General features: G+C 67.7%; 19 protein-coding genes. 7 read left to right on the top strand and 12 right to left on the bottom strand.

The genetic code is table 11. From position 1 onward, the window contains the following. Nucleotides 1-57 precede the first annotated feature (57 nt). Nucleotides 58-1,683, bottom strand: a complete 1,626-nt coding sequence (gene rmuC, locus INQ42_RS00165) for a DNA recombination protein RmuC (protein WP_194034639.1) — start codon at nt 1,681-1,683, stop codon at nt 58-60. Between the two features lie 198 nt (nt 1,684-1,881). Further along, nucleotides 1,882-3,051, bottom strand: coding sequence for a class I SAM-dependent rRNA methyltransferase (locus tag INQ42_RS00160; protein ID WP_194034638.1), 1,170 nt, complete (start codon nt 3,049-3,051; stop codon nt 1,882-1,884). Nucleotides 3,052-3,108: 57 nt separating this feature from the next. Between INQ42_RS00160 and INQ42_RS00155 the strand changes: the two genes are divergently transcribed. After that, nucleotides 3,109-3,891 (top strand): rhomboid family intramembrane serine protease, encoded by a 783-nt coding sequence (locus INQ42_RS00155; protein WP_194034637.1) that lies wholly within the window; start codon nt 3,109-3,111, stop codon nt 3,889-3,891. 66 nt (nt 3,892-3,957) lie between these two features. On the opposite strand, the gene INQ42_RS00150 is transcribed toward INQ42_RS00155, so the two are convergent. Next, nucleotides 3,958-5,391 (bottom strand): ABC transporter permease/substrate-binding protein, encoded by a 1,434-nt coding sequence (locus INQ42_RS00150; protein WP_194035663.1) that lies wholly within the window; start codon nt 5,389-5,391, stop codon nt 3,958-3,960. Between the two features lie 77 nt (nt 5,392-5,468). Further along, complete coding sequence (locus INQ42_RS00145) at nt 5,469-6,206, bottom strand: ATP-binding cassette domain-containing protein (RefSeq protein WP_194034636.1); 738 nt, start codon at nt 6,204-6,206, stop codon at nt 5,469-5,471. Nucleotides 6,207-6,299: 93 nt separating this feature from the next. Between INQ42_RS00145 and INQ42_RS00140 the strand changes: the two genes are divergently transcribed. From INQ42_RS00140 to INQ42_RS00120, 5 genes are all read left to right on the top strand, one after another. Further along, entirely contained in the window at nt 6,300-7,379 is a 1,080-nt protein-coding gene (locus tag INQ42_RS00140) for a patatin-like phospholipase family protein (RefSeq protein ID WP_194034635.1), read from the top strand. Nucleotides 7,380-7,571: 192 nt separating this feature from the next. Next, nucleotides 7,572-8,459 carry a phenylalanine 4-monooxygenase gene (gene phhA / locus INQ42_RS00135; RefSeq protein WP_194034634.1) on the top strand — a complete coding sequence of 296 codons (888 nt, stop codon included), beginning with the start codon at nt 7,572-7,574 and terminating at the stop codon, nt 8,457-8,459. An 89-nt stretch (nt 8,460-8,548) separates the two neighbouring features. Beyond that, nucleotides 8,549-10,045, top strand: a complete 1,497-nt coding sequence (locus tag INQ42_RS00130) for a tetratricopeptide repeat-containing sulfotransferase family protein (protein ID WP_194034633.1) — start codon at nt 8,549-8,551, stop codon at nt 10,043-10,045. A 67-nt stretch (nt 10,046-10,112) separates the two neighbouring features. Continuing rightward, nucleotides 10,113-11,177, top strand: coding sequence for a class 1 fructose-bisphosphatase (locus tag INQ42_RS00125; RefSeq protein WP_194034632.1), 1,065 nt, complete (start codon nt 10,113-10,115; stop codon nt 11,175-11,177). 207 nt (nt 11,178-11,384) lie between these two features. Further along, nucleotides 11,385-12,716 (top strand): sigma-54 interaction domain-containing protein, encoded by a 1,332-nt coding sequence (locus INQ42_RS00120; protein WP_194034631.1) that lies wholly within the window; start codon nt 11,385-11,387, stop codon nt 12,714-12,716. Between the two features lie 54 nt (nt 12,717-12,770). Here INQ42_RS00120 and INQ42_RS00115 read toward each other — a convergent pair whose 3' ends face one another. From INQ42_RS00115 to INQ42_RS00090, 6 genes are all read right to left on the bottom strand, one after another. Beyond that, entirely contained in the window at nt 12,771-14,141 is a 1,371-nt protein-coding gene (locus INQ42_RS00115) for a transporter family protein (RefSeq protein ID WP_194034630.1), read from the bottom strand. 108 nt (nt 14,142-14,249) lie between these two features. Further along, nucleotides 14,250-14,924, bottom strand: a complete 675-nt coding sequence (locus INQ42_RS00110) for a hypothetical protein (RefSeq protein ID WP_194035662.1) — start codon at nt 14,922-14,924, stop codon at nt 14,250-14,252. A gap of 180 nt (nt 14,925-15,104) precedes the next feature. Next, nucleotides 15,105-15,794, bottom strand: a complete 690-nt coding sequence (locus INQ42_RS00105) for a C39 family peptidase (RefSeq protein WP_228062703.1) — start codon at nt 15,792-15,794, stop codon at nt 15,105-15,107. A 121-nt stretch (nt 15,795-15,915) separates the two neighbouring features. Beyond that, a complete protein-coding gene (locus tag INQ42_RS00100; protein ID WP_194034628.1) occupies nt 15,916-17,643 on the bottom strand; it encodes an adhesin in 1,728 nt (575 codons plus the stop codon). A 45-nt stretch (nt 17,644-17,688) separates the two neighbouring features. Then, nucleotides 17,689-18,339, bottom strand: coding sequence for a hypothetical protein (locus tag INQ42_RS00095; RefSeq protein ID WP_228064382.1), 651 nt, complete (start codon nt 18,337-18,339; stop codon nt 17,689-17,691). Between the two features lies 1 nt (nt 18,340). Further along, nucleotides 18,341-18,859, bottom strand: coding sequence for a hypothetical protein (locus tag INQ42_RS00090; protein WP_194034627.1), 519 nt, complete (start codon nt 18,857-18,859; stop codon nt 18,341-18,343). A gap of 388 nt (nt 18,860-19,247) precedes the next feature. Between INQ42_RS00090 and INQ42_RS00085 the strand changes: the two genes are divergently transcribed. Then, a complete protein-coding gene (locus tag INQ42_RS00085; protein WP_194034626.1) occupies nt 19,248-19,994 on the top strand; it encodes a 2OG-Fe(II) oxygenase in 747 nt (248 codons plus the stop codon). A gap of 13 nt (nt 19,995-20,007) precedes the next feature. On the opposite strand, the gene INQ42_RS00080 is transcribed toward INQ42_RS00085, so the two are convergent. Further along, nucleotides 20,008-20,439, bottom strand: a complete 432-nt coding sequence (locus INQ42_RS00080) for a response regulator (protein WP_194034625.1) — start codon at nt 20,437-20,439, stop codon at nt 20,008-20,010. A 5-nt stretch (nt 20,440-20,444) separates the two neighbouring features. Next, nucleotides 20,445-21,491 (bottom strand): sensor histidine kinase, encoded by a 1,047-nt coding sequence (locus tag INQ42_RS00075; protein WP_194034624.1) that lies wholly within the window; start codon nt 21,489-21,491, stop codon nt 20,445-20,447. Nucleotides 21,492-21,556: the final 65 nt, after the last annotated feature.

Genomic DNA, 21,556 nt, shown 5'->3' with positions numbered 1-21,556 from the left:
CGCAGTCGCAGCGCGTCGAGAGCGCCCGGAGCGACGCTGCAGCGACCGCTCGCGGGTTCAGCCGTTCCCGCTCCCCAGCGCAGCACCAAGAAGTCGTTTTGCGGGAGCGTCGGTCGACGCCACGCCGCCACTGTCGGCTTCCGGCTTGAGCTCATCGGTGAGCGCGCGCCTTCCGTGCGCACCCAGCTCGGCCAGTCGCCGCGCCCTCGGAATCACCGCCTGGCTGGACTCGCTGAGCCGGCGGCGCGCGTTCTTGAACGCCTTGTCGGCGTCATCCAGGCTCTTGCCGACCTTGTCGAAGTCGGCGAGGAAGCCCATCAGCGCATCCAGCACCAGACCACCGGTATCGCTGATCGCGATCGCCTCGCGCTGGATCTTGTCGCGCGTCCACAGCCGCTCGACCACGCGCAGCAGCGCCATCAGCGTATTGGGCGAGGCGAACACCACGCGGCGGTCGAACGCGTCGGTCTGCAACGCCGTGTCCGTGCCCAGCGCGGCCGAGAGCGCGCCTTCGATCGGGATGAAGGCGATGGTCACCTCCAGCGCGGTATCGCCCAGCACCTTGGGGTAGTTCTTCTCGCTCAACTCGCGCATGTGCTGACGCAGGCCGGCGGCGTGCCGGCGTAGCGCATCGTTCTGCTCGTCCGGCGTGTCGGCGTTCATCGCCTCCTGCCAGGCGATCAGGTTGACCTTGCTGTCCACCACCACGCAGCGCTCGTCGGGCAGGCGGACCACGATGTCCGGGTGCAGCCGCGCGCCGTCTTCGTCGACCGTGCCCTTCTGGCGGTCGTAATGCACACCGTCCTCCAGCCCGGAGCCGCGCAGCACGCTCTCCAGCATCAGCTCGCCCCAGTCGCCGCGGACCTTGGAACTGCCTTTCAGCGCCCGGGTCAGCGCGTGCGCCTGCTGCGCCATGTCCTGGTTGAGGGTTTTCAGCTCGGTGACCGCGCCCAGCAATGACGCCCGCTCCCGGGCCTCCTCGCCGTAGAGCGTGTCGACCCGGCTGCGGAATTCGCCGATGCGCTCCGCAAACGGCTTCAACAACGCATCGATGTCCGCTCTGGACTGCAGCGACGCCCGCTGCACGTTCTTCTCGAACAGCTGCCCCTTCTCCTCGAACACCTTGCCCGCCAGCTCGGTGAAGGCACCCGACAGCTTCGTCTGCGCCTCGGCCAGGAAGGTTTGCATCTCGGTGTGGGCCTGCCGGGCGTGCTGCAGGTTGGCCGACACGCCCGCGTGCTCGGATTGCAGATGGCGGTAGCTGTCGCGCAGCTCGGCGAGCTCGACGGCCAACGCGCCCTCACGCTCGCGCACCGCCAGCAACGCCTGCTCGCGCTCCTGCAACGACTGCCCCGCCGACCGCGCCGCCAAGCGCTCCGTCTCCAGCGCCTCCTGCAAACCGGCGCGCGCCGTCTCCAGACGATCAATCACCTGATCGCGCTCGGCAATCGCAGTCTCCAGTGCGCTCAAGCGCCCGAGCAGCCGCCCACTCTCCGACGCATGCTCACGCGCCGCCCCGCGCTCGGCGCGCAACTCCTCACCCAGCCGATCACGCTCCTCGCGCAACCCGCCCAGCTCCGCGCCAGGTCCCTGCGAACCCTGCCTGCGCAGCAACACCATCAACAGTCCGGCGACGACCAAGGTCGCCACGAGCAACAAGATGATGAGCAGTTGGCTATCCATCGCTCCAGTGTAGCGACGCCGGTCTCAAAGCCCGCGACCCCCGGCCACTGCGGAAGGCGACCCTGCAGGCGCCGGCCGGCAGTCCCGATCACCAAGCGAATTTCGTGGAGCGACTGATCGGGATTGCCGGTCGGCGCCCCTACGTAGCCCCACGCCCGCAGAGCCCCAGAGGAGCCCCTGCAGGTCCCCGGAACCGCCTCAGTCCAAAACCCGACAAAACGCCGCCTTCAGATACCGCGACTCCGGCACCTGCGCCAACCACGGATGATCCGGCCCTGCGCCGGCCACCTTCAGCACCTGCACCGTCCGATTGGAGAAGAACGCTGCCCGCCGGATCATGTCCAGGAACTGGTCCTCGCTGACCAGCCCCGTGCAGGAGAAGGTCGCGAACAGCCCGCCCGGCTTGACCACGCCCAGCGCCAGCTTGTTCATGTCCAGGTACTTCTTCAGCGCCGGAATCACCTGCTCCCGGTCGCGGGTCATCTTGGCCGGATCGAGTACCACCACGTCGTACTGCTCGCCGGCGATCGCCGCATCGCGCAGCCACGGAAAGATGTCCGCCTGGACGAACTTCACATCGGCTTGGTTGAGTTTGGCGTTGCCCTTGGCGATGGACAGCACGTCCGCGTCGATGTCCACGCCCACCACCTCGCTGGCGCCGCGCACCGCGGCATACACGCCGAAACCGCCGGTGTTGCAGCACAGGTCGAGCATGCGTTTGCCGGCCACGTGCTGGCTCAGCCACTGGCGGTTGTCGCGCTGGTCGGCGAAGAATCCGGTCTTGTGCGCGCCGGCCGGATCGGCGCGGAACTTCACCCCGTGCTCGGTGATGACCGCCGGTTGGGCCGGCTCGGTGCCGCGGAAATCGAAGCTTTCCTGCTTCTGCACGTGGACGTCGGCGGACATGTGGAAGCGGCAGCCCGGGAACTGCTCGCGCAGCGCGGCCTGGATCCATTCGCGGTGGCGGAACGCGCCGGCACTGAAGAACTCCAGCACCAGCAGGTCGGCGTAGCGGTCAATCACCAGCCCGGAGATGCCGTCACCTTCGCTGTGGAAAACCCGCCAGGCATCGCCGACCTCGTCCAGCTTGAGCACATCGCGGCGCAGCGACACGGCCGCGGCGATCTTGCGCGCGAACCAGTCCGCGTCGATCACCGCGTTGGGGTCGTTGTCGAGCATGCGCAGGGCGATGCGCGAATGGCCGTTGTAGAAGCCGCGACCGATCAGTTCGCCGTCCACGCCAATCACATCGACGATCTCGCCGGGACGCGGACGCTGCGCCGGCTTGGCGACCAGGCGCTGGAAGATCCAGGGGTGGGAGGATTTCCAGGCGTTCTTCAGGTGGACGGTGGGGATGGTGTTGTTCATGCCGCCATTCTACGGGGCCCGCCTTGTATTCGCGGCCGCCAGCGCCACAGTTGGTGAATGCCTGACAAGATTCCCGAAGCGCTCGCGCTGGATCCCAAGGCCCAGCGCATCGCCGACCGCAAGCGCTGGATGGGCGCGTTCAACCTGAGCCTGGCGGCGGTGCTGCTGTTGCTGGTGATCCACTCGCTGCAGGGCGCGGTCGACCTGCGCGGCTGGATGGTGCAGCCGTGGTCGGCGGCGGGGCTGCTCGGGATCCTCGGTGCGCCCCTGCTGCATGGCTCCTTCGAGCACCTGGCCGCCAACGCGATCTCGCTGCTGATGCTGGGCACGCTGGCCGGCGGGATGTACCCGCGCGCGACGCTGCGCGCACTGCCGCTGATGTGGGTTAGCTCGGGCGCCGGGGCCTGGCTTTTGGGCGATGCGGGCTCCTACCACCTGGGTGCCAGTGGCATCACCCACGGCCTGATGTTCCTGGTCTTCATCCTCGGCCTGCTGCGACGCGACCGGCCGGCGATTGCGGCGGCGATGATCGCCTTCTTCCTCTACGGCGGCATGCTGCTGACGATCTTCCCGCGCGAGATCGGCGTGTCCTGGCAGGCGCACATGGGCGGGGCGCTGGGCGGCGTCCTGGCGGCGTTTCTGTGGCGGCGACTGGACCCGCGCCAGCCACGCAAGAAATACAGCTGGGAGATCGAAGAGGAGCTGGCGCAGGCGGACGCGGCCAATCCCGATCCCGAGGGCCTGGAACTGTCCCCACCCGACGATGTGCCGGTGTTGTGGCACCGCCCGGACCCCGCGGACGAGCGCGGCGTGGTCCTGCCGTTCCGGCGCCGCGACTAGGCGGTCCGGCACCGGTCGCACCGCCCACTCAGGTGCGATCGATCGCGGGCGGGCAGTGGCGCGCGGTCAGTGCCGCGCGGCCAGCCGCAAGCCACGCGGCGTCAGGCCGCGCTCGACCAGTTCGAAGCCACCCTGCACCACCAGCGCGAGCACCGCCGCCGGCACCGCGCCTTCCAGGATCAGGCCGATATCGTCCAGGCGGATGCCCGCGAGAATCGGTTGCCCGTAGCCGCCGGCACCGATCAAAGCTCCCAGCGTGGCGGTGCCGACGTTGATGACAGCGGCGGTCTTGATGCCGGCCAGGATCATGCCCAGGGCGAGCGGCAGCTCGATCCGCCACAGGCGGGTGCGCGGCGGCAGGCCCAGCGCGGCCGCCGTTTCGCGCAGCTCGCGCGGAATGCCGGTCAGACCGGCGTGCGTGTTGCGCACGATCGGCAGCAGGCTGTAGAGGAACAGCGCGGCAATCGCCGGGCCGGCGCCGATGCCGAACAGCGGGATCATGAAGACGAACACGGCCAGCGACGGCAGCGTCTGCAGCAGGCCGGTGACGGTCAGTACCAGTTGGCCGAGCCGCGGCCGGCGCGCAGCCAGCACACCGAGGGGCAACGCGACGAGCAGCGCCAGTCCCAGCGAGATGCCCACCAGCCCGAGGTGTTCCACGGTCCGCTTCCAGATCCGCTGCGCGCGCGATGCCGCGGCGGGCGCGGCGACGCCCAGCCACCCCGCGGCGACGCGGGCTTCGCTGGCGCCCTCCAGCTTCACCTCGGCATTGAGCCGTTGCATGGTCGGCGCGTCGATGCGGCCGGCCAGGCCTTGCAGCGCCGCCAGCCATTCCGGCGCGCGCGCCTGCAGGTCCTTGCGATAGAGGAACACCGCCGCGTAGTCAGGAAAATAGCCGCGATCGTCCTCCAGCACGATCAGCTCGTAGTACGGAATCTCCGCATCGGTGGTGTACAGGTCGATGACATCCAGCGCGCCGCTGGCCAGGCCGCGGTAGGCCAGGTCGTGATCGAGTCCGTCGGGCCGGTGCGGCAAACCGTAGGCGTCGCGCACGCCCGGCCAGCCGTCGGCGCGCTGCATGAACTCGTTGCTGAGGCCGATTTTCAGCTCCGGATGGTCCGCCAGGTCGGACACCGTGACCACGCCCAGCTCTCCGGCACGGGCGCGGGTCATGCCCAACGCGTAGGTGTTGCTGAAACCCAGCGACGCGGTCATGCCCAGACCGCGCTCGCCGAGCGCGGCGCGCATCCGGTCAGGGTCGGCGCCCGGCATCTGCAGCAGTTCCGCGGCAAGCGTGCCGGTGTACTCGGGGTAGGCGTCGATGTCGCCCTCGAGCAGCGCCCGCCACAGGATTCGGGTGCCACCCAGTTGGGCCCGGTGGGACACCGTGACGCCCTCGTCGTGGGGCAGTCCCGCCGCGACCTCGCCCAGGATCACCGACTCGGTAAACGCCTTGGATCCCACGGTCACCCGTTCGGCTTGGGCCGGTGCAACCGGCATCGCGGCGATGGCCAGTGCGACGACCAAAGCCAGCAGCAGCCAGCCCGGGCGTGCGCGGACCCGGACCTGGGCGGCGCTCACAGACTCTGCTCCAGGCTGCGCTGGGCGGTCATGAAGCGGGTAACGAAGGGCTCGTCGGGGGCGTCGTGCAACTCGCGCGCAGTACCCTGCTGGGCGATGCTACCGGCTCGCATCAACACCAGCGTGTCGGCCAGATACGCTGCCTCGGCGACGTCGTGCGTGACCAGCACCACGGTCTTGCGCAGCTCGACGAACAACTCGCGCATCTGCTCCTGCAGTTCGTGGCGGATGATCGGATCCAGCGCGCCCAGCGGCTCGTCCAGCAGCAGCACCTGCGGGTCCAGCATCAGCGCACGGATCAGCCCGACCCGCTGGCGCTGACCGCCGGACAGCTCGGCCGGATAGCGGCGCAACGCGTCCACCGGCAAGCGCGTCATCGCCGCCAATACCTCGATGCGCTGCGCGATACGCTCCGCGGACCAGCCGACGGTCCGCGCCAGCAGGGCGATGTTGGCCGCGGCGCTGAGGTGGGGGAACAGCCCGCCCTCCTGGATCATGTAGCCGATGCGCCGGCGCTGCTGGAGCAGGCGCTCGCGCTGCAATGGCTCCCCGTCAAAGCGCACCTCGCCACTGTCCGGCCAGTCCAGCCCGACCAGCATCCGCAGTACGCTGGACTTGCCCGCGCCGCTGGGGCCGATCAGGGCGGTGGTGCGGCCGCTGGCGATGCACAGCTCGACCGCGTCCAGCGCGACGACGCGACCGTAGGATCTGCAGACCTGGCGGAGTTCGAACACTCCCTGAGGATAAGCCACGCGGGACGCCGGACTGACCACGTTCAAGCGCCGGGCACTATCCTTGCCGTCCCGTCATTCAATGTACCTGTCGCCATGCGGCTGAAAACCCTGATCCGCCCCCGTCACTGGCTGACCCTGAGCGCGGGCATCGTCCTGGCCGCGTGCGGCGGCAATACCCGGCCCGACCCCGCGCCTGCCATCGCCGCGCCGGTTGCGCCGGTCAGCGTTCCCCCGCCCCGGATCGGCGTGGCCCTGGGCGGCGGCGCGGCCAAGGGATTCGCCCACATCGGCGTAATCAAGATGCTCGAGGCCAACGGCATGGAGCCCGTCGTCGTATCGGGCACCAGCGCGGGCAGCGTGGTGGGTGCGCTGTATGCCAGCGGCATGGATTCCTTCCAGATGCAGCGCCAGGCCTTCGCGCTGGACGAGTCGAAGATCCGCGACGTGAGCCTGTTCTCCGGCGGGGTGATCAAGGGCCAGAAGCTGCAGGACTACGTCAACGAGCTGGTCGGCGGTCGCACGCTGGACAGGATGGTCAAGCCGTTCGCGGTGGTGTCCACCCAGCTGGAGACCGGCAAGCGCACCGTGTTCGTGCGCGGCAACACCGGTCAGGCGGTGCGCGCGTCCAGCAGTATCCCCGGCGTGTTCGAGCCGACGCTCATCGGCGGCCTGCACTATGTGGACGGCGGCATCGTCAGTCCGGTGCCGGTGGATGCCGCGCGCGAGCTGGGCGCGGACTTCGTCATCGCCGTGGACATCTCCACCATTGCCAGCGGCAAGGCGCCCGGCAGCCTGCTGGGCAACGTCAACCAGTCCATTGCCATCATGGGCCGCAAGCTTGGCGCGCAGGAGCTGGCCCGAGCGGACGTCGTCATCCGGCCGCGGGTCGACGAGATCGGGCCGGCCAGTTTCGAGCAGCGCAACAACGCGATCCTGGAAGGCGAGAAGGCCGCGATGGCGGCGCTGCCGCAGATCCGCGCGGCGCTGGCGAAGATGCACAAGGAGCGTGTCGCCGAGGCCACCCTTGTCGCCCGCCAGGCGGCCGCAGCCCAAGCGCGCAAGTCGGCGCAGGAGGCAGCGGCGGAGGCCGAGCGCTGCGCGCAGGAGCAGTCGCGCATCGGCAGCCTGCTGCGCCGCACGCCTGATTGCACGGCTGGCGCCGACTCACGCTGACGCACCGGCCGGCAACGGCGCGTCCGGTGGAACGTCTCGCCGTTACGCGGGACGAAACCGGGATTGATGTGGTCCACGCCTGACTGCTTGAGCAGCGGCGCAGCTGGAAGCCCGCAATCGGTCCTGATCACGCACATGCGTGCACCAGACGCTACAGTGGTTGGTGACCCGCGCCGTCAACGAGGAGCTCCCATGGAAACAGCCCGCCGCACCGAATCCCAGCTCACCGAAAAGGGTTACGTGCCGGTCTACACGACCGCGATCGTGGAGCAGCCGTGGGACAGCTACACCGACGCTGACCACGCGGTCTGGGCGCAGCTGTTCGAGCGCCAGAAAGCCATCCTGCCGGGCCTGGCCAGCGAGGAGTTCATCGCTGCGCTGGGGGCGATGGAGATGACCGCCGACCGCATTCCTAAATTCGCCGACCTCAACCCCATCCTGCACGCGGCGACGGGCTGGGAGCTGATCGGTGTGGAAGGCCTGCTGCCGGAGCTGGAATTCTTCCAGCACCTGGCCAACCGGCGTTTCCCGGTCACCTGGTGGATCCGCCGCGAGGATCAGCTGGATTACCTCGCCGAGCCGGACCTGTTCCACGACCTCTTCGGCCATGTCCCGCTGCTGATGAACCCCGTGTTCGCCGACTACATGGCCGCCTACGGGCGCGGCGGCGTCAAGGCCCACGGCATCGGCAGCGACGCCCTGGTCAACCTGACCCGGCTGTACTGGTACACGGTCGAGTTCGGCCTGATCCAGCAAAAGGACGGCCTGCGGATCTACGGCAGCGGCATCGTTTCGTCCAAGGGCGAGTCGATCCACTGCCTGCAAAGCGATGCGCCCAACCGGATCGGTTTCGATCTGGAGCGGATCATGCGCACCCGCTACCGCATCGACACCTACCAGAAGACCTACTTCGTCATCGACAGCTTCCAGCAACTGATGGACGCGACCGGACCGGACTTCGCCCCGATCTACACCAAGCTCGCCGCGATGGACGCGATTCCGGCCGGCGACGTGATCGACACCGACAAGGTGTTCCACCGCGGCACGGGCGAGGGCTGGCTCAACGACGGCGACGTCTGAGCCGCGCCACGTATCATCCGCGGATTCCTCGCGCGGACGAACGCACACTGGCCGGCGTCAGGACCGGTCATTCGCTTCGCACTACCGTCATGACCTCAAACCCGGACACAGCCGTTCCCTCCGCGCAATCGCTGCTCGCCGCGGGTGCCAACGCCTTGCAGCGCCAGCAGCCGCATCAAGCGGTTGCGCCATTGCAGCAAGCGGCCGCACTGGACCCGCATAACCCCGCGATAGCGCTGTACCTGGCACGCGCCCTGGCAATGGCGCACGACAGCGCGGGCGCGATGGAACAGGTCCAGCGTGCCCTGCAGCTGGCACCCGACGACGCGCTGACCCACGACCGCGCCGGCGACGTGCTGACCCAATGCCATCTGCACGAGCGCGCGTTGGCCGCATTCCAGCGCGCAGTTGCGTTGGCGCCGGACGATCCCGGCTACCGGTACAACCTGGCCACCTCGCTGACCTACCACGGTCGCGTTGCGGCGGCGGAGCGTGAGTACGAAGCCTGCATCGCCGTGGCCCCGCTGCACTGGCAGGCTCATCTGGCGTTGTCCCGGTTGCGCCGGCAAACCGCCGAAAGCAACCACGTAGATTGTCTGCGCGCCCTGCTCGCCCGCCCGGGCAACAGCGTGACGGCGACGGTCTACCTCAACATGGCGCTGGCCAAGGAGCTGGAGGATCTGGGCGAGTATCCGCAGGCGTTCGCGCACCTGGTGCGCGGCAAATCGGCGCCCCGGCAGCTGATGGGCTACTCCAGTGCGCAGGACGCAGCACTGTTCGACGCCCTCGCACGCAGCGTCGATCATCCACCCGCGGGCAACGGCCACCCCAGCCGCGAGCCGATCTTCATCCTCGGGATGCCCCGCTCCGGCACGACCCTGGTCGACCGCATCCTTGCCAGCCATCCGCAGGTGCAGTCAGCCGGTGAGCTGCACCAGTTCGGCGCCGCGTGGAAGGAGGCCATGGGCGGTGACGGCTTCCGCATGTTCGATCCGGCCCACATCGCTGCCGGCCGCGTCCGCGACTGGGCCGCGCTCGGCGACCGATATTTGGCGGGCACACGTCCGCTCACTGGCCAACTTCCGCGGTTTACCGACAAGCTGCCGCACAACTTCCTCTATCTGGGCTACATCGCCCGGGCGCTGCCCCATGCCACGCTGGTGAGTGTGCGACGCAATCCCATGGACACCTGCCTGGGCAACTTCCGTCTGCTGTTCGGCCCCGAATCGCCCTACTTCGGCTACTCCTATGACCTGCTCGACATCGGTCGCTACTACCTGCTGTTCGACCGCCTGATGGCGCACTGGGACCGCCATTTCCCGGGTCGCATCATCCAGGTCGACTACGAAGCGCTGGTTGCCGATCAGGAAGGCGGGACGCGCCGCCTGCTGGAAGGAGCCGGCCTGACCTGGGACCCGGCCTGCCTGGACTTCGCCAGTCACCCGGCGCCGGTGGCAACCGCCAGTGCGGGGCAGGTCCGCGAGCCCTTGCATGCCGGCGCGGTGGGCCGGTGGAAGCGCTACCGCGAGCAGCTGGCCCCATTGCGCGCCCTGCTGGAGGAAGGCGGGGTCGTCATCGAGGATTGAGGCAGCCGGGCCGGAGCTCGGGCGGCGGCTTACAATGCCGCCATCGCCACTGCCCCGGAGCGCCACGATGACGCCCAATCGCCCCAACAGCCCCTACTCGCTCACCCGGTTCCTGATCGAGGAGGAGCGCGCCGGCCATATCCGCCCCGACCTGCGCCTGCTGATCGAAGTGGTGACCCGCGCCTGCAAGCGTATCTCGATCGAGGTCGGCAAGGGCGCGCTGGGCGGCGTGCTGGGCGATGCGGGAACCCCGGGCCAGGCCAGCATCAACGTCCAGGGCGAGGCGCAGAAGAAGCTCGACGTGATCGCCAACGACGTGCTGATGGAGGCCAACGCCTGGGGCGGCCACCTGGCCGGTCTGGCGTCGGAGGAAATGGACCACAGCGTTCCGATCCAGGACCTGAGCCCGGACGGCTGGCCGGCGGGCAACTACCTGCTGCTGTTCGATCCGCTGGATGGCAGCTCCAACATCGATGTGAACATCTCGGTGGGCACGATCTTCTCGGTGCTGCGCTGCCCCGAGGGCGTGACGAAGCCGGCCGATGAGCACTACCTGCAGCCGGGCACCGAGCAGCTGGTCGCCGGCTACTGCACCTACGGCCCCAACACGACGCTCGTGCTGACCATCGGCCACGGCACCCACGCCTTCACCCTGGACCGCGAGATCGGCAGCTTCACCCTGACCACGCGCGGCATGCGCATTCCGGAGGAGACGCAGGAATTCGCGGTCAACATGTCCAACCAGCGCCACTGGCAGCCGCCGATGCAGGCCTACGTGGCCGACCTGCTGGCCGGAAAGACCGGTCCACGCGGCAAGGACTTCAACATGCGCTGGGTCGCCAGCATGGTCGCCGACGTGCACCGCCTGCTGACCCGCGGCGGTATCTTCAGCTACCCGCTGGATGCCAAGTGCGAGGCAAAGGGGGGCAAGCTGCGCCTGATGTACGAGGCCAACCCGATGGCGATGCTGGTCGAGCAGGCCGGCGGCGCCGCCAGTACCGGCCGCCAGCGCATGCTGGAAGTGACGCCCACCGGTTTGCACCAGCGCGTGCCGGTGTTCCTGGGCTCGCGCAACGAGGTCGAGGCGGCGGTCCGCTACCACCACGACTTCGATCAGGAACGCCCCGACTGACCGCGGTAGCGAGGAATCGTCGCCACGCGGCCTGTTCATCATGGTGTCCGGGATTGCCGCGGCGCTGCGTTGTTATCCAGTACCCGCCGCCGCGCGGCGACCCGAGTGTCGCCGCCGGCATTTGAAACCCGTATCAGGAGGGAGACGGCAGTCGGCTTGACAGGGGAATCCGGCCGCGTTTTACCCAGGCGTCATTTGGGGGAACCCATGGCTGTTGTTCCAGCGCTTCCCACGCAATGCGTGATCTGGTTCGGAGAACCGCTGCGCCACGAACGCGCCGCCCTGGGCGCCGCCGGCTGGCAGGTGCGTGCAGCCAATGCCGACGATGGGATCGGACTGCGCGCAGGCGACACCGTGGTCGGCGTGCTGGACCTTCGCGACGGCAGCCACGGCTGCCTGGACCGGCTGGAGCGTCTCACCGATGACCACGATTACCTGTCATTGCTGGCGGTTGTGCCCGGAGAGACCAGCCACTCGCCGGCCCGCCACCGCGTTCTGGACCAGTGCGCGGCGATCCTGACCGCACCGCTGGACCTGTCCCGGCTGATCCAGACCCTGGGCCGCCTGGCGCATGATCCGCTCAGCAATCCCATCCACGCGTTGGATGCGCTTATCGGCGCCAGCCCCGCGATGCGGGACATCCACGGTACCATCCGCAAGTTCGCACCGGTCGACCTGCCGGTGCTCATCACCGGCCAGACCGGCACCGGCAAGGATGTTGCCGCGCGCGTGCTGCACGAGCTGTCGGTGCGTCGCCACGCGCGTTTCGCTGCGGTCAACTGCGGCGCGCTGTCGCCCAATCTGGTCCAGTCGGAACTCTTCGGACACGAACGTGGTGCCTTTACCGGTGCCAATGCGCGGCGCACCGGGCTGTTCGAGAGCGCCAACGGCGGCACGGTGTTCCTGGACGAGATCGGCGACCTCCCGCTGGAAGCGCAGACCAACCTGTTGCGCGTGCTGCAGGAACACAGCGTGCAACGCGTGGGCAGCCACGAATCGATTCCGGTGGATGTGCGGGTGCTGGCGGCCACCAATGTCGATCTGGAAGCCGCCGTCGCGGCCGGCAAGTTCCGCAATGACCTGTTCTACCGCCTCAATGTCCTGCGGCTGCACATGCCACCGCTGCACGAGCGCGGCCAGGACATCCTCCTGCTTGCAGGGCATTTCCTGAGTGCGTTCCGGGAATCGAACCCGACCCGCGCGCGCGCCTTCAGCGCGGATGCGCAGAAGGCCATGCTGGGGTTTGATTGGCCCGGACACGTACGCGAGCTGATCAACCGGGTGCAGCGCGCGGCGGTCATCGCCAACGGCGAGCTGATCAGCGCAGAGGAGCTGGGCCTGTGCGGCAAACCGCAGCCGCCTGCGGGTGACGGCGCGCTCGACACCGCCCGCGAGTCCGCCGAACGCGAGACAATCCTGGCCTGCCTGCGCGAGAGTGGATTCAACATCAGCGAAACCGCACGCCGGCTGAAGGTGTCCCGGGTGACGGTGTATCGCCTGTGCCGCAAGCACAAGCTGGATCTCGCGCAACTGCGCTGACGCGCGAGCCGACCACGAACGCCGAAACCGACCCCCGCGTCGCGCGGGTCACGCTCACAGCATGTACGGCACCTTGAACACCAGGCTGAAATCCGGTGCATCCGGGGTCAGGCCGATGCCCAGCGAGCTGACCAGGGTGGTGTGCTGGTTCAGCGCGTAGGTCACGCCCAGGTTGAACATGCCCGCGTTGGCGTCGCTGCCGATGATCTTCGTCCACTCCTGGCCGTCGTAGCGGGTGCGCGCACGGGCGCTCAGCTTGTCGCTGTAGGAGATGCTCAGGCTGGTGCGCTCGTTGAACGCGAACGCCACGCCGGCGCCAAAGTAGAAGCTGCGCCCCAGCTGCACATCACCGGGATTGACGGTTTCCGGGTTGTTGTCGAGGTCGTCAAAGCTGTTGCGGAAGGAATGGATGTAGCCGAAGTTGCCGAACAGGATCGCGGGATCGGCAGTTTTCACCACCGACACACCCACGTTGGTCTGCCAGACGCCATTGCCGGTGGGCTCCTCCTCGGGTACGGCGAAGCGGATGAACCCATCGTCATCGCGCTCAAGCACTTCCCAGGAAATTCCGTACGGCTCGCGTCCGGTGGGGGCGGTGACGCCCAGTGTGAGCACGGTCTCCGGCCAGCGCGGACTTTCCATGAACATCCGGTAGTTGCCGCTCACGGTGACATCGCCAAAGCCGTGCCCGAACGTGTCCTCCTGGGCCACGGCACCCGCCGATCCGCCCGCACCACCCTTCTGGTAGACCGTCTTGCGCGCGATGTAGGGCACGTCCAGGTTCAGCGTCAGGCGCGGGTTGAGCCCGTAGCGGGCGGCGAAGTTGTAGGTCAGGGTGTCGGACTCGACGTTCTCGATGGCGATGTTGCCCAGGAATATCGCGTCCAGCGCGAGGAAGCCGGTCAGGGTCAGTTGCTTGCGGTCGTAGCGGTTGTAGGTGACCGCGTTCTCCAGGGTGAGCCGGCGATCGAACACCGCCGCCACCTGCTGTTTCACGTCATCGACGCTGCGCTTGGAGGCTTCCTTGGCCTCGGCCGCTTCTGCGGGGCTGCTCGCGTAGCCGTCCGCGGACGCCGGCGAGGCGGCAGCCGATGGCGTCGCCACCGGTGCGGGCGACGCGCTGCTCGCGACCGCTGACGGCGCCGGCTGGACGGGCAGGGTTTTGCCGTCCACCCGTGCCTGCAGCGCCTGCACCCGCATATCCAGCTCACGCAGGCGACGGACCTCCTGGGCGTAGCTGCCCTTGAGCGCCTCCAGCTCGGCGAGCAGGGCACGCACGTCGGCCTGGTCCTGCGGATCGACGCTGCGCTCCGAGCGCGCCCCTGTCGGCTGGGCTTGCCGGGCGGGCTGGGCTTGCTGGGCCAATGCCGCGAACGGCGTTGCGCCGGCCAGAACCAGGGCGATGGCCGTGGGCAGGACCTTCATGCGTCACCTTCCCTGTCCGCCCGGTTCGCGGTTCCCGTTGCGATTGTGCCCGCGCTGCAAACCGTCTCGTTCCACGCGCCCGCCGTCCATGCGCCTGCCTGCTCCATCTCAGTAACCTCCCGGCCCGATCCCGCGCGTCATCTGTATCGCCTGGGCCACGTTCTGAGCCAGCTGCGCATTGGACGCGAGGGACTGGCGGACGAGGTCGATCTCCATCCGGTTGCTGACCTGCTGGTGATCGCTGGTCAGCTGGATCGACTGCCCCAGGCTGCCGTTGCGGATCCACTGCTGGACCGCACCCTGTCCCTGGACCTGCAACAAGACGTTGGCACTGCCGCCGTCAAACGCGGCACTTGCCACGGCGTCGCCGACACGGCTGGTGGCGTTGCCGGGCGCCGATGCGGCGGCGGCGGCCGGGGCGTCCCCAGCACGCACGTTCAGACGGGTGACGTTGGCGGCGATGTTGCCGTCACCGGCCACCTGCACGCTCTGGGTCATGCCCGACACGTTGGCCAGCCCGGACGCATCAACGCCGCGGGCAATACCGTCGCTGCCTGTCACCGGGGCATCAACCGCTGTGATGTTGACCGTCGGCGTGAAGCTGACCACCGGGCGACCGCCTTGGGAGAAGTCCATGCCCAGCAGCAGCGTGCCCTCCAGGGTCTGGCCGGACGCGGTCTGCCAGGTCGAGATCATCGACACACCGAACCAGGCCACCTGATGGTCGCCCACGGTGTAGCGCCCGCGCATGGTCGCCAGCTCGGGATCGGGGATTTCGGCCATGCCTGTCGCGCGGCGGACGGCAGGCGCGTCAGCTGAAGTAGGTGGTGCCGAAAGCGCACCCCCGGCAGTGGCCGCAACGGCCTGCAAGCCGCTCGCCTGGGCCGGTGTCGCCAGCAGCAGGCCCAGCCCGAAGCCGGCGGTGATGAGGTGGGAATACAGTCGGCGCATGATCGCGCTCCTTCAAAAGAGATCGGCGTGGGTGAAACCGAAGTCCAGCAGGTCGGCCTCACTGATCGGTCGCTGCATGGCCAGCAAGGCGCGCGCACTGGGGCGCTCGGACGGCTGCAGCAACGCCGTGTTGCGGTCAAAGTCACTTCCTATAACGACGAACACCGCTCGCGACGGCCAGGACTCGAGGAATTCCCCGATCGGCACACTGCGGTTGCCGAGGATCGGATCGGCGATTTCGGCGTATTCGCCGGCCACCTGCTTGAGCACGACGAAGTGGCGGAATCCGCGCACATCCATCAACACCAGGCCGGGCACCCGCAGCGAACGCAGGCGCTCTTCACTGATCCGGTAGCCACGCCCGCGCATGCCCAGCGACTCCACATAGCGCTTGATGTCCAGCAACGAGAATCCCCGCTGCTCCACCAGCTCGGCATCGGCGATGCCCAGCATGCCCTGGATCACCGTCGTCTCATCGGCATCCAGGTGGTAGGCGTAGCGCAGGATGGTCGCCAGCGCCGAGGCGCCGCAGCTGTAATCGGTCTGTTGCCGCACGATGTTGCGGAAGCGACCTTCGCGCATGCTCTCCACGTTGCGGGTGTAAAGGCCGCCGTTGGGCAGCACCCCGCTGAACGCGATCTCGCCGGCCAGTGCGGACGGCGCGAACACCGGCCACGCCAGCACGCAGCCGGTTGCCAGCATCTGCAGGAATCGGGTCATGTCACTCCACCGTTGAAAGGGAAAGCCCCGCTCCCGGGGGAAAGGAGAGCGGGGCTTTCGGGACCCGGTCACAGGGGAGGGTGACCGGGGTTACGCTCCTGGCTTACTGTTCGCCGCCGCCGCCACCGCCGCCAGCGCCCGTTGAGGGCTGGGCGACCGCGAGGGAGAGGCTGTTGGCCTGCAGGTTGCCGGTACCGGCGGCGACGTTGACGCCGATGTTTCCGGAGGCCGCGCTGAACGCGCTGCCCGACAGGCTCGCCGTGTTGGTCGCGTCCACTGCGATCCAGTACGAGTTGGTCACGCTGCCGCTCAGGCTGGCATCCAGTGCCGCGTAACCCAGCTCCATGAAGCCCAGCTCACCGGACTGGCTGGACTCGGTCGTGCCCGAGACCGACCCTTCGCCGTCCATGTCGACGCCAAACGCCAGCGCGCCGCCGTCGCCGTTGAGGTCGGAGCCGCCCTGGGTATCGGTATCCAGGTCGAAGTGGCCCATCAGGCTGCCGCCCGGATGCGGATTGGACGAGTCGTCATTGGCCCCGTTGGACCACATGTCGGGATACACGTCGCCGATCTGATCGGCAAAGCCCGACAGCGATGCCGTGCTGCTGCCCTCGAAGCTGCCTTGCGACGTGCCCTCATAGCCACCGTAACCCTCGGCGATCGTGAAGCCGTCCACCGTGCCGCTCAGGTCGATCGCCACGGTCTCGGTGCGTCGCTCGTAATGTCCGGCGTTGTCGGTCACGTTGCCCGAGCTGTTCTGATTGGAACTCACGCTCGACTGGGCGTAGGCACTCGTGGCCACCGACGCGGCCAGCGCATTTTTCTGCTGGTTGTTGTTGCCAGCGGCAATGTTGACCCCGATGTTGCCGGAGGCCGCACTGAACGCGTTGCCACCCATGCTGGCGTCGTTGGTGACACCGCTGTTCATGGTGAGGTTGCCGCTGCCCGCCTGGTTGACGAAGACTTCCGCATCGGCCATGCCGAAGGCGAAGCTCGCATCCGCCGCCGACAGGGCAGCCGCGTTGTCCTGCACGTTGTTGTCGCCGGCGGCGACGTTGAAGGCCAGGTTGCCGGAAGCATCCGATCCGACATCGTCCTCGATCGACGCCTCGTTGCTGAGCATGTCGTTCATGCCGAGGTTGTTGCTGGAGGACTGGCGGTTGTCGACGATGGCAATGGCCGCCGAATCCAGTTCGATATCGCCACTGATCGTCGGGTTGCCGGTGAAGCTGATGTCCGAGCTCAGCGACAGGTCCTTCTTCAGCGAGACCGATACCTGGTGCTCGTTGCCTTCCTTGCGCACGTCGGAGTTGACCACCTCGGTGCGCTCGATGTTCTCGGTGACGTCGTTGGACCAGGTGTAGGCACGGTCGTCGGTGATGGACGTGTCGCTGGAGTACGAGTCACTCACCGCATTGCTGGTGCTGTTGTCGACCGAGGTGCTGTAGCTGCGGTCATCGTTGATCGACACATCGCTGGACCAGTCGCTCGAGTAGGAGTCGCTCACCGAATTGCTGGTGCTGTTGTCGGTGGATGTGCTGTAGCTGCGATCGTCGTTGATGGAGACGTCGCCGGTGTAGGAATCGCTCACCGAATTGCTGGTGTCATTGCTGACACTGGAGCTGTCGGACGTGTTGTTGGTGGTGTCGTTGTAAACGATGGTGTTGCGGGTGTCGTCAACGGTGATGTCCCAGTCTTCCACGACGACGTGGTTGTGCAGGATATCTGCACTGACATTGGGGTCATCCACGCTCTGGGCGAAGGCCAGCGGGCTGGCGAGCAGTGTCGTGACGGCCAATGCGATGGCGGTTTTCCGGATCCTGACATTCATTGCTTCATCCTCTCTCTCTCGTGGTACCACTTGAACGGGAACGACTCACGGGTGTCCCTCGACAGACAGCGCCAGCTGGTTGCTGATGCTGTTGCCGGACCCCGCGATCTGGTTGAGTTGCAGAATTCCTTCGAACCCCTGCATGGCGGTGGATTCCACCGCGACGTTGCGCGTGCCGGGTCTGGCCACGTCCGGATTCGGGGACGCCTGCCCCCCTGCTGACGCGGACACGGCCGACAGCAGGCTGCCGTCGGTCGATTCGCGTATGCCCTGGTGCGCCAGTGCAGCGGCAACGAGGTTGGTCTCCGCGTTGCCGCTTCCGCTGGCCTGATTGATCGACACCAGCCCGCTGGCATGGCCGAACGCCACGCCACCGATCGTGGCGGACGCATGCGTGGGCGTGTCGATGTGATTGTTGTCGTGCTGCTGACGGGCGCTGGCGATGGAACCGGCCTGGCCGCCACTGGCGAAACTGCGCAGGTTGGCCTGCAGGTTGTGGTCACCGGCTGCCAGGTTGGCGCCGACGGCGCCGCTGGCATCGACAAACGCACGACCGTCGATGCGGGTGCTGGCGAGATAGTCGAGCATGTCTGCGTAGCCATCGCCGGGCTGTGCGGCGATCGCGGCCGAGCAAAAAAGCGTGGCCACGGCGGTAATGGCCAGACGCGGCAATGAGCAGGAGCAGGTCATCGCCATCTCAGCCTCCCGGCGGTGGAGTGGTGGCGGGTGGTGAGACCAGCGGGAACTGCGCCAGGGCGCCACGAACCTGGTCGCCGACGCCGCGGGTGACATTGCCCACCGCGCCCATCGGCACCCCGAGTGCCTGGTTGATACCGTTGCCGGAGAGGGTGCCGTTGGTGGTGGAGGTCAGTGATCCCAGCGGCGCCAGCGCGCGCCCGGTCATCTGCGTCACCGCCGGCACGGGTCGGGCGGCGCTGCCCGCGCCCAGGCTCGCGTACTCCTCCTCGGACAGCTCGCCCGTGCCGAGGACCGCGTCGAGATTGCTCTTTGGCGAGGGGTCCACGATCAGCGCCATGCCCGGCGGCTTGGTCCGCACCGCGTGGCGGGCCGAGACGTCGCGCAGCAGGACCATCTCGCCGTGTTTGGCATGGACGCCCTTGCGCGCGCCCGAAGCGGACGCGCCCGCGGGCATCAGCACGAGGGCTATCAGCAGAAGAGGCACCAGTCCCGCAGGTGTGGCGATTGCGTAGCGCATATCCGATCCCCAGAGTGGTCCAGGGGATAACGCATCATGCATGCCAACGATTAATACCTTTATATTTCAGCAACTTATCCGACCATGATGGATTCCATCACCGCTCCCTTGTCACACGCTTGTCACACCCGCAGCAGGTGAATTGAGCGGTACGCGCTTCAGGCTTGGTTCATCGCCATTTCAGCGCCTGTATCACCGGTGTAACACCACTCCGTCGGCTGAAGTTACAACGGGCGCGTATGGCGCAGGCGAACGCTCTGGCCCCCCCACCCGCGCGCCTTCGAATTCCGGCCGGTGGATGCGACCATGCGGGGCCGGAACCGAGCGTCGATCGCATGACGCAGGAATCATCCGGAACGTTGATCCGCAATTCGTCCATGGAGTCCGCATGCCCGCCCCCACCCCGCCCAGCCCGAGTTCAACCGCCGCATCGGCCTCGGTCGACGATTTCATCCATGTCCGCCACGACTGCCTGGAACGCGACTGGTGCCGGGATCTGGTCGAGCGCTTCGGCAACAGCGGCGCGGCGCGGCCGGGTGAGGTGGGCGGAGGCGTGCACACCGATCTCAAGGACAGCCTTGACCTGACCATCAGCGGCCAGCCCGAATGGTGCGATGTCGAAGCCTCCTTGAACGCGGCGATGTTCACCGCCCTGCTGGAGTACGTGAGGCGCTGGCCGCACACGCTGATCGCGCCCTTGATGCTGGAGGTCGCCGATGCGGAGGGCGGCCATCAGCGGCTGACGCCGGAGCGGATGCGGGGGATGGCCGATGCGGAACTCGCGCCAATCGTGCGGACGGTGCTGCGCCCCGGCGCGATCAACCTGCAGCGCTACCGCGCAGGCAGCGGTGGCTACCCCTACTGGCATTGCGAGCTCTACCCGCGCGATGCCCAGGCCGAAACGCTGCACCGCCACCTGTTGTGGACGGTCTACCTCAACGACGACTTCGCGCAGGGGGAGACCGAGTTCCTCTATCAACGGCGCAAGGTCGCGCCGCGCACCGGCTCGGTGTTGATCGCCCCGGCGGCGTTTACCCATACCCACCGTGGCAACCGCCCCGAAGGCGGCGACAAGTACATCGCCACGAGTTGGCTGCTGTTCCAGCGCGCCGAGGCCCTGTACGGGCCGGGGTGAGCGAACGCTCGTTTCAGGTGCGCGCGTGGTTGAGCACCAGCCAGTAGAGCCCGACCTGCTTCACGGCCCACACGAACTGCTCGAAATCGACCGGCTTCTGGATGTAGCTGTTGACCCCAAGCGAGTAGCTGGCTTCCACATCGAAGGGCTCGGTGCTGGTGGTCAGCACCACCACCGGCAGGGTCTTGGTCAACGGGTTGGCGCGCACCGCCTGCAGGACCTCGCGGCCGTCCACCTTGGGCAGGTTGAGGTCCAGCAGCACGATCGACGGCAGTTCGTTGGGATCACGGTCGGCGTAGTTGCCCTTGGCAAACAGGTAGTCCAGCGCTTCAGCGCCGTCGCCCACCACCACCAGCTGGTTGGCGATCTTCGCCTCGTCAAAGGCCAGGCGCGTCAACTCGACGTCGTCGGGATTGTCTTCGACCAGCAGGATGACCTTGTTCATGGGCACTACTCTCCAGGTGCTGCACCGGCGATCTGGGCCGCCGGCAGGTAAAGGTGGAACACACTGCCGGAATCGGGATCGGATTCGGCATCGATGCGACCGCCATGACGTTCGGCGATCCGCTGGGCGATGGCCAGTCCGAGGCCATCACCGGCCCCTTCATCGGCGCCGTGCAGGCGCTGGAAGGGCTCAAACAGTTTGTGGCGGTAGCGCATGTCGAATCCGCGGCCGCGGTCGCGTATCGACAAGCGCAGCATGCCATCGGCCTGCGTGCCTGCCACGTCAACGCTGACGGGGCCGCCGTCGGGGGAGAACCGGCGCGCGTTGTCCATCACTTGGGCCAGCAGGGTTTTCAGCAGGCGCTCGTCGCCACGGGCGCCCAGGCCGGGCTGCACCGTGATGAGGAACTCGCGATCGGGATGGGCGTCCTGCTGCTCGGCGGCGACCCAGTCGGCGAGCATGCTGATGTCCACCAGCGACTCCCGAATCTGCGCGGTGGACGCGCGCGACAGCTCGGCCAGGCCGTCGAGCAAGCCCGACATGCGCGAGGCGGCACCGCGGATCCGGCCGAGGTGGTCGCGTGAGGTGGCGTCCAGTCCTTCGTCCAGCTTGCGTGCCAGCAGGCCCGAGAAATTGTTGATCGACCGCAGCGGTGCGCGCAGGTCGTGGGCAACCGCATCGACCTGCGCCTGCAGTTGATGACGCATCGCATCCAGGGCCGCAGCCTGGACAGCACCCGTGTCCTCGCGGATTTGCGCTACCAGGCCGGTTGCCAGCCCTGCAGTGTCGCGGATGGCGGCGATATTGACCCGAACCTCGAGCGCCTCGTCGCCGCGATGACAGGTAATCGGACGATCGATCGCCTGACGATCTCCGGCGACCAGCGCCGCGACCTCCGCCCTGAGCGTCGCCGCCTGCTCGCTTTGGACAAGCTCGAAGAGCGTGCCCGGCGCCGGCCCATCGACGGTCGGAGCGCCGGCCACACCAGCCAGAAGGCAACGCAGCGCCGGGTTGGTTTCCTGCCAGGTCCCGTCAATGGCCAGGATCGCCATTCCCACCGCTGTGGCCGCTACTGCGGCACGGAAACGGGCGTCATCGGATTGTGGGCGAACCGCTG

The sequence above is a fragment of the Lysobacter avium genome, from assembly GCF_015209745.1.
Lineage (GTDB): Bacteria > Pseudomonadota > Gammaproteobacteria > Xanthomonadales > Xanthomonadaceae > Novilysobacter > Novilysobacter avium.
Note: the sequence above shows the minus strand (reverse complement) of the source record. Positions and strands in the feature narration are given on the sequence as shown.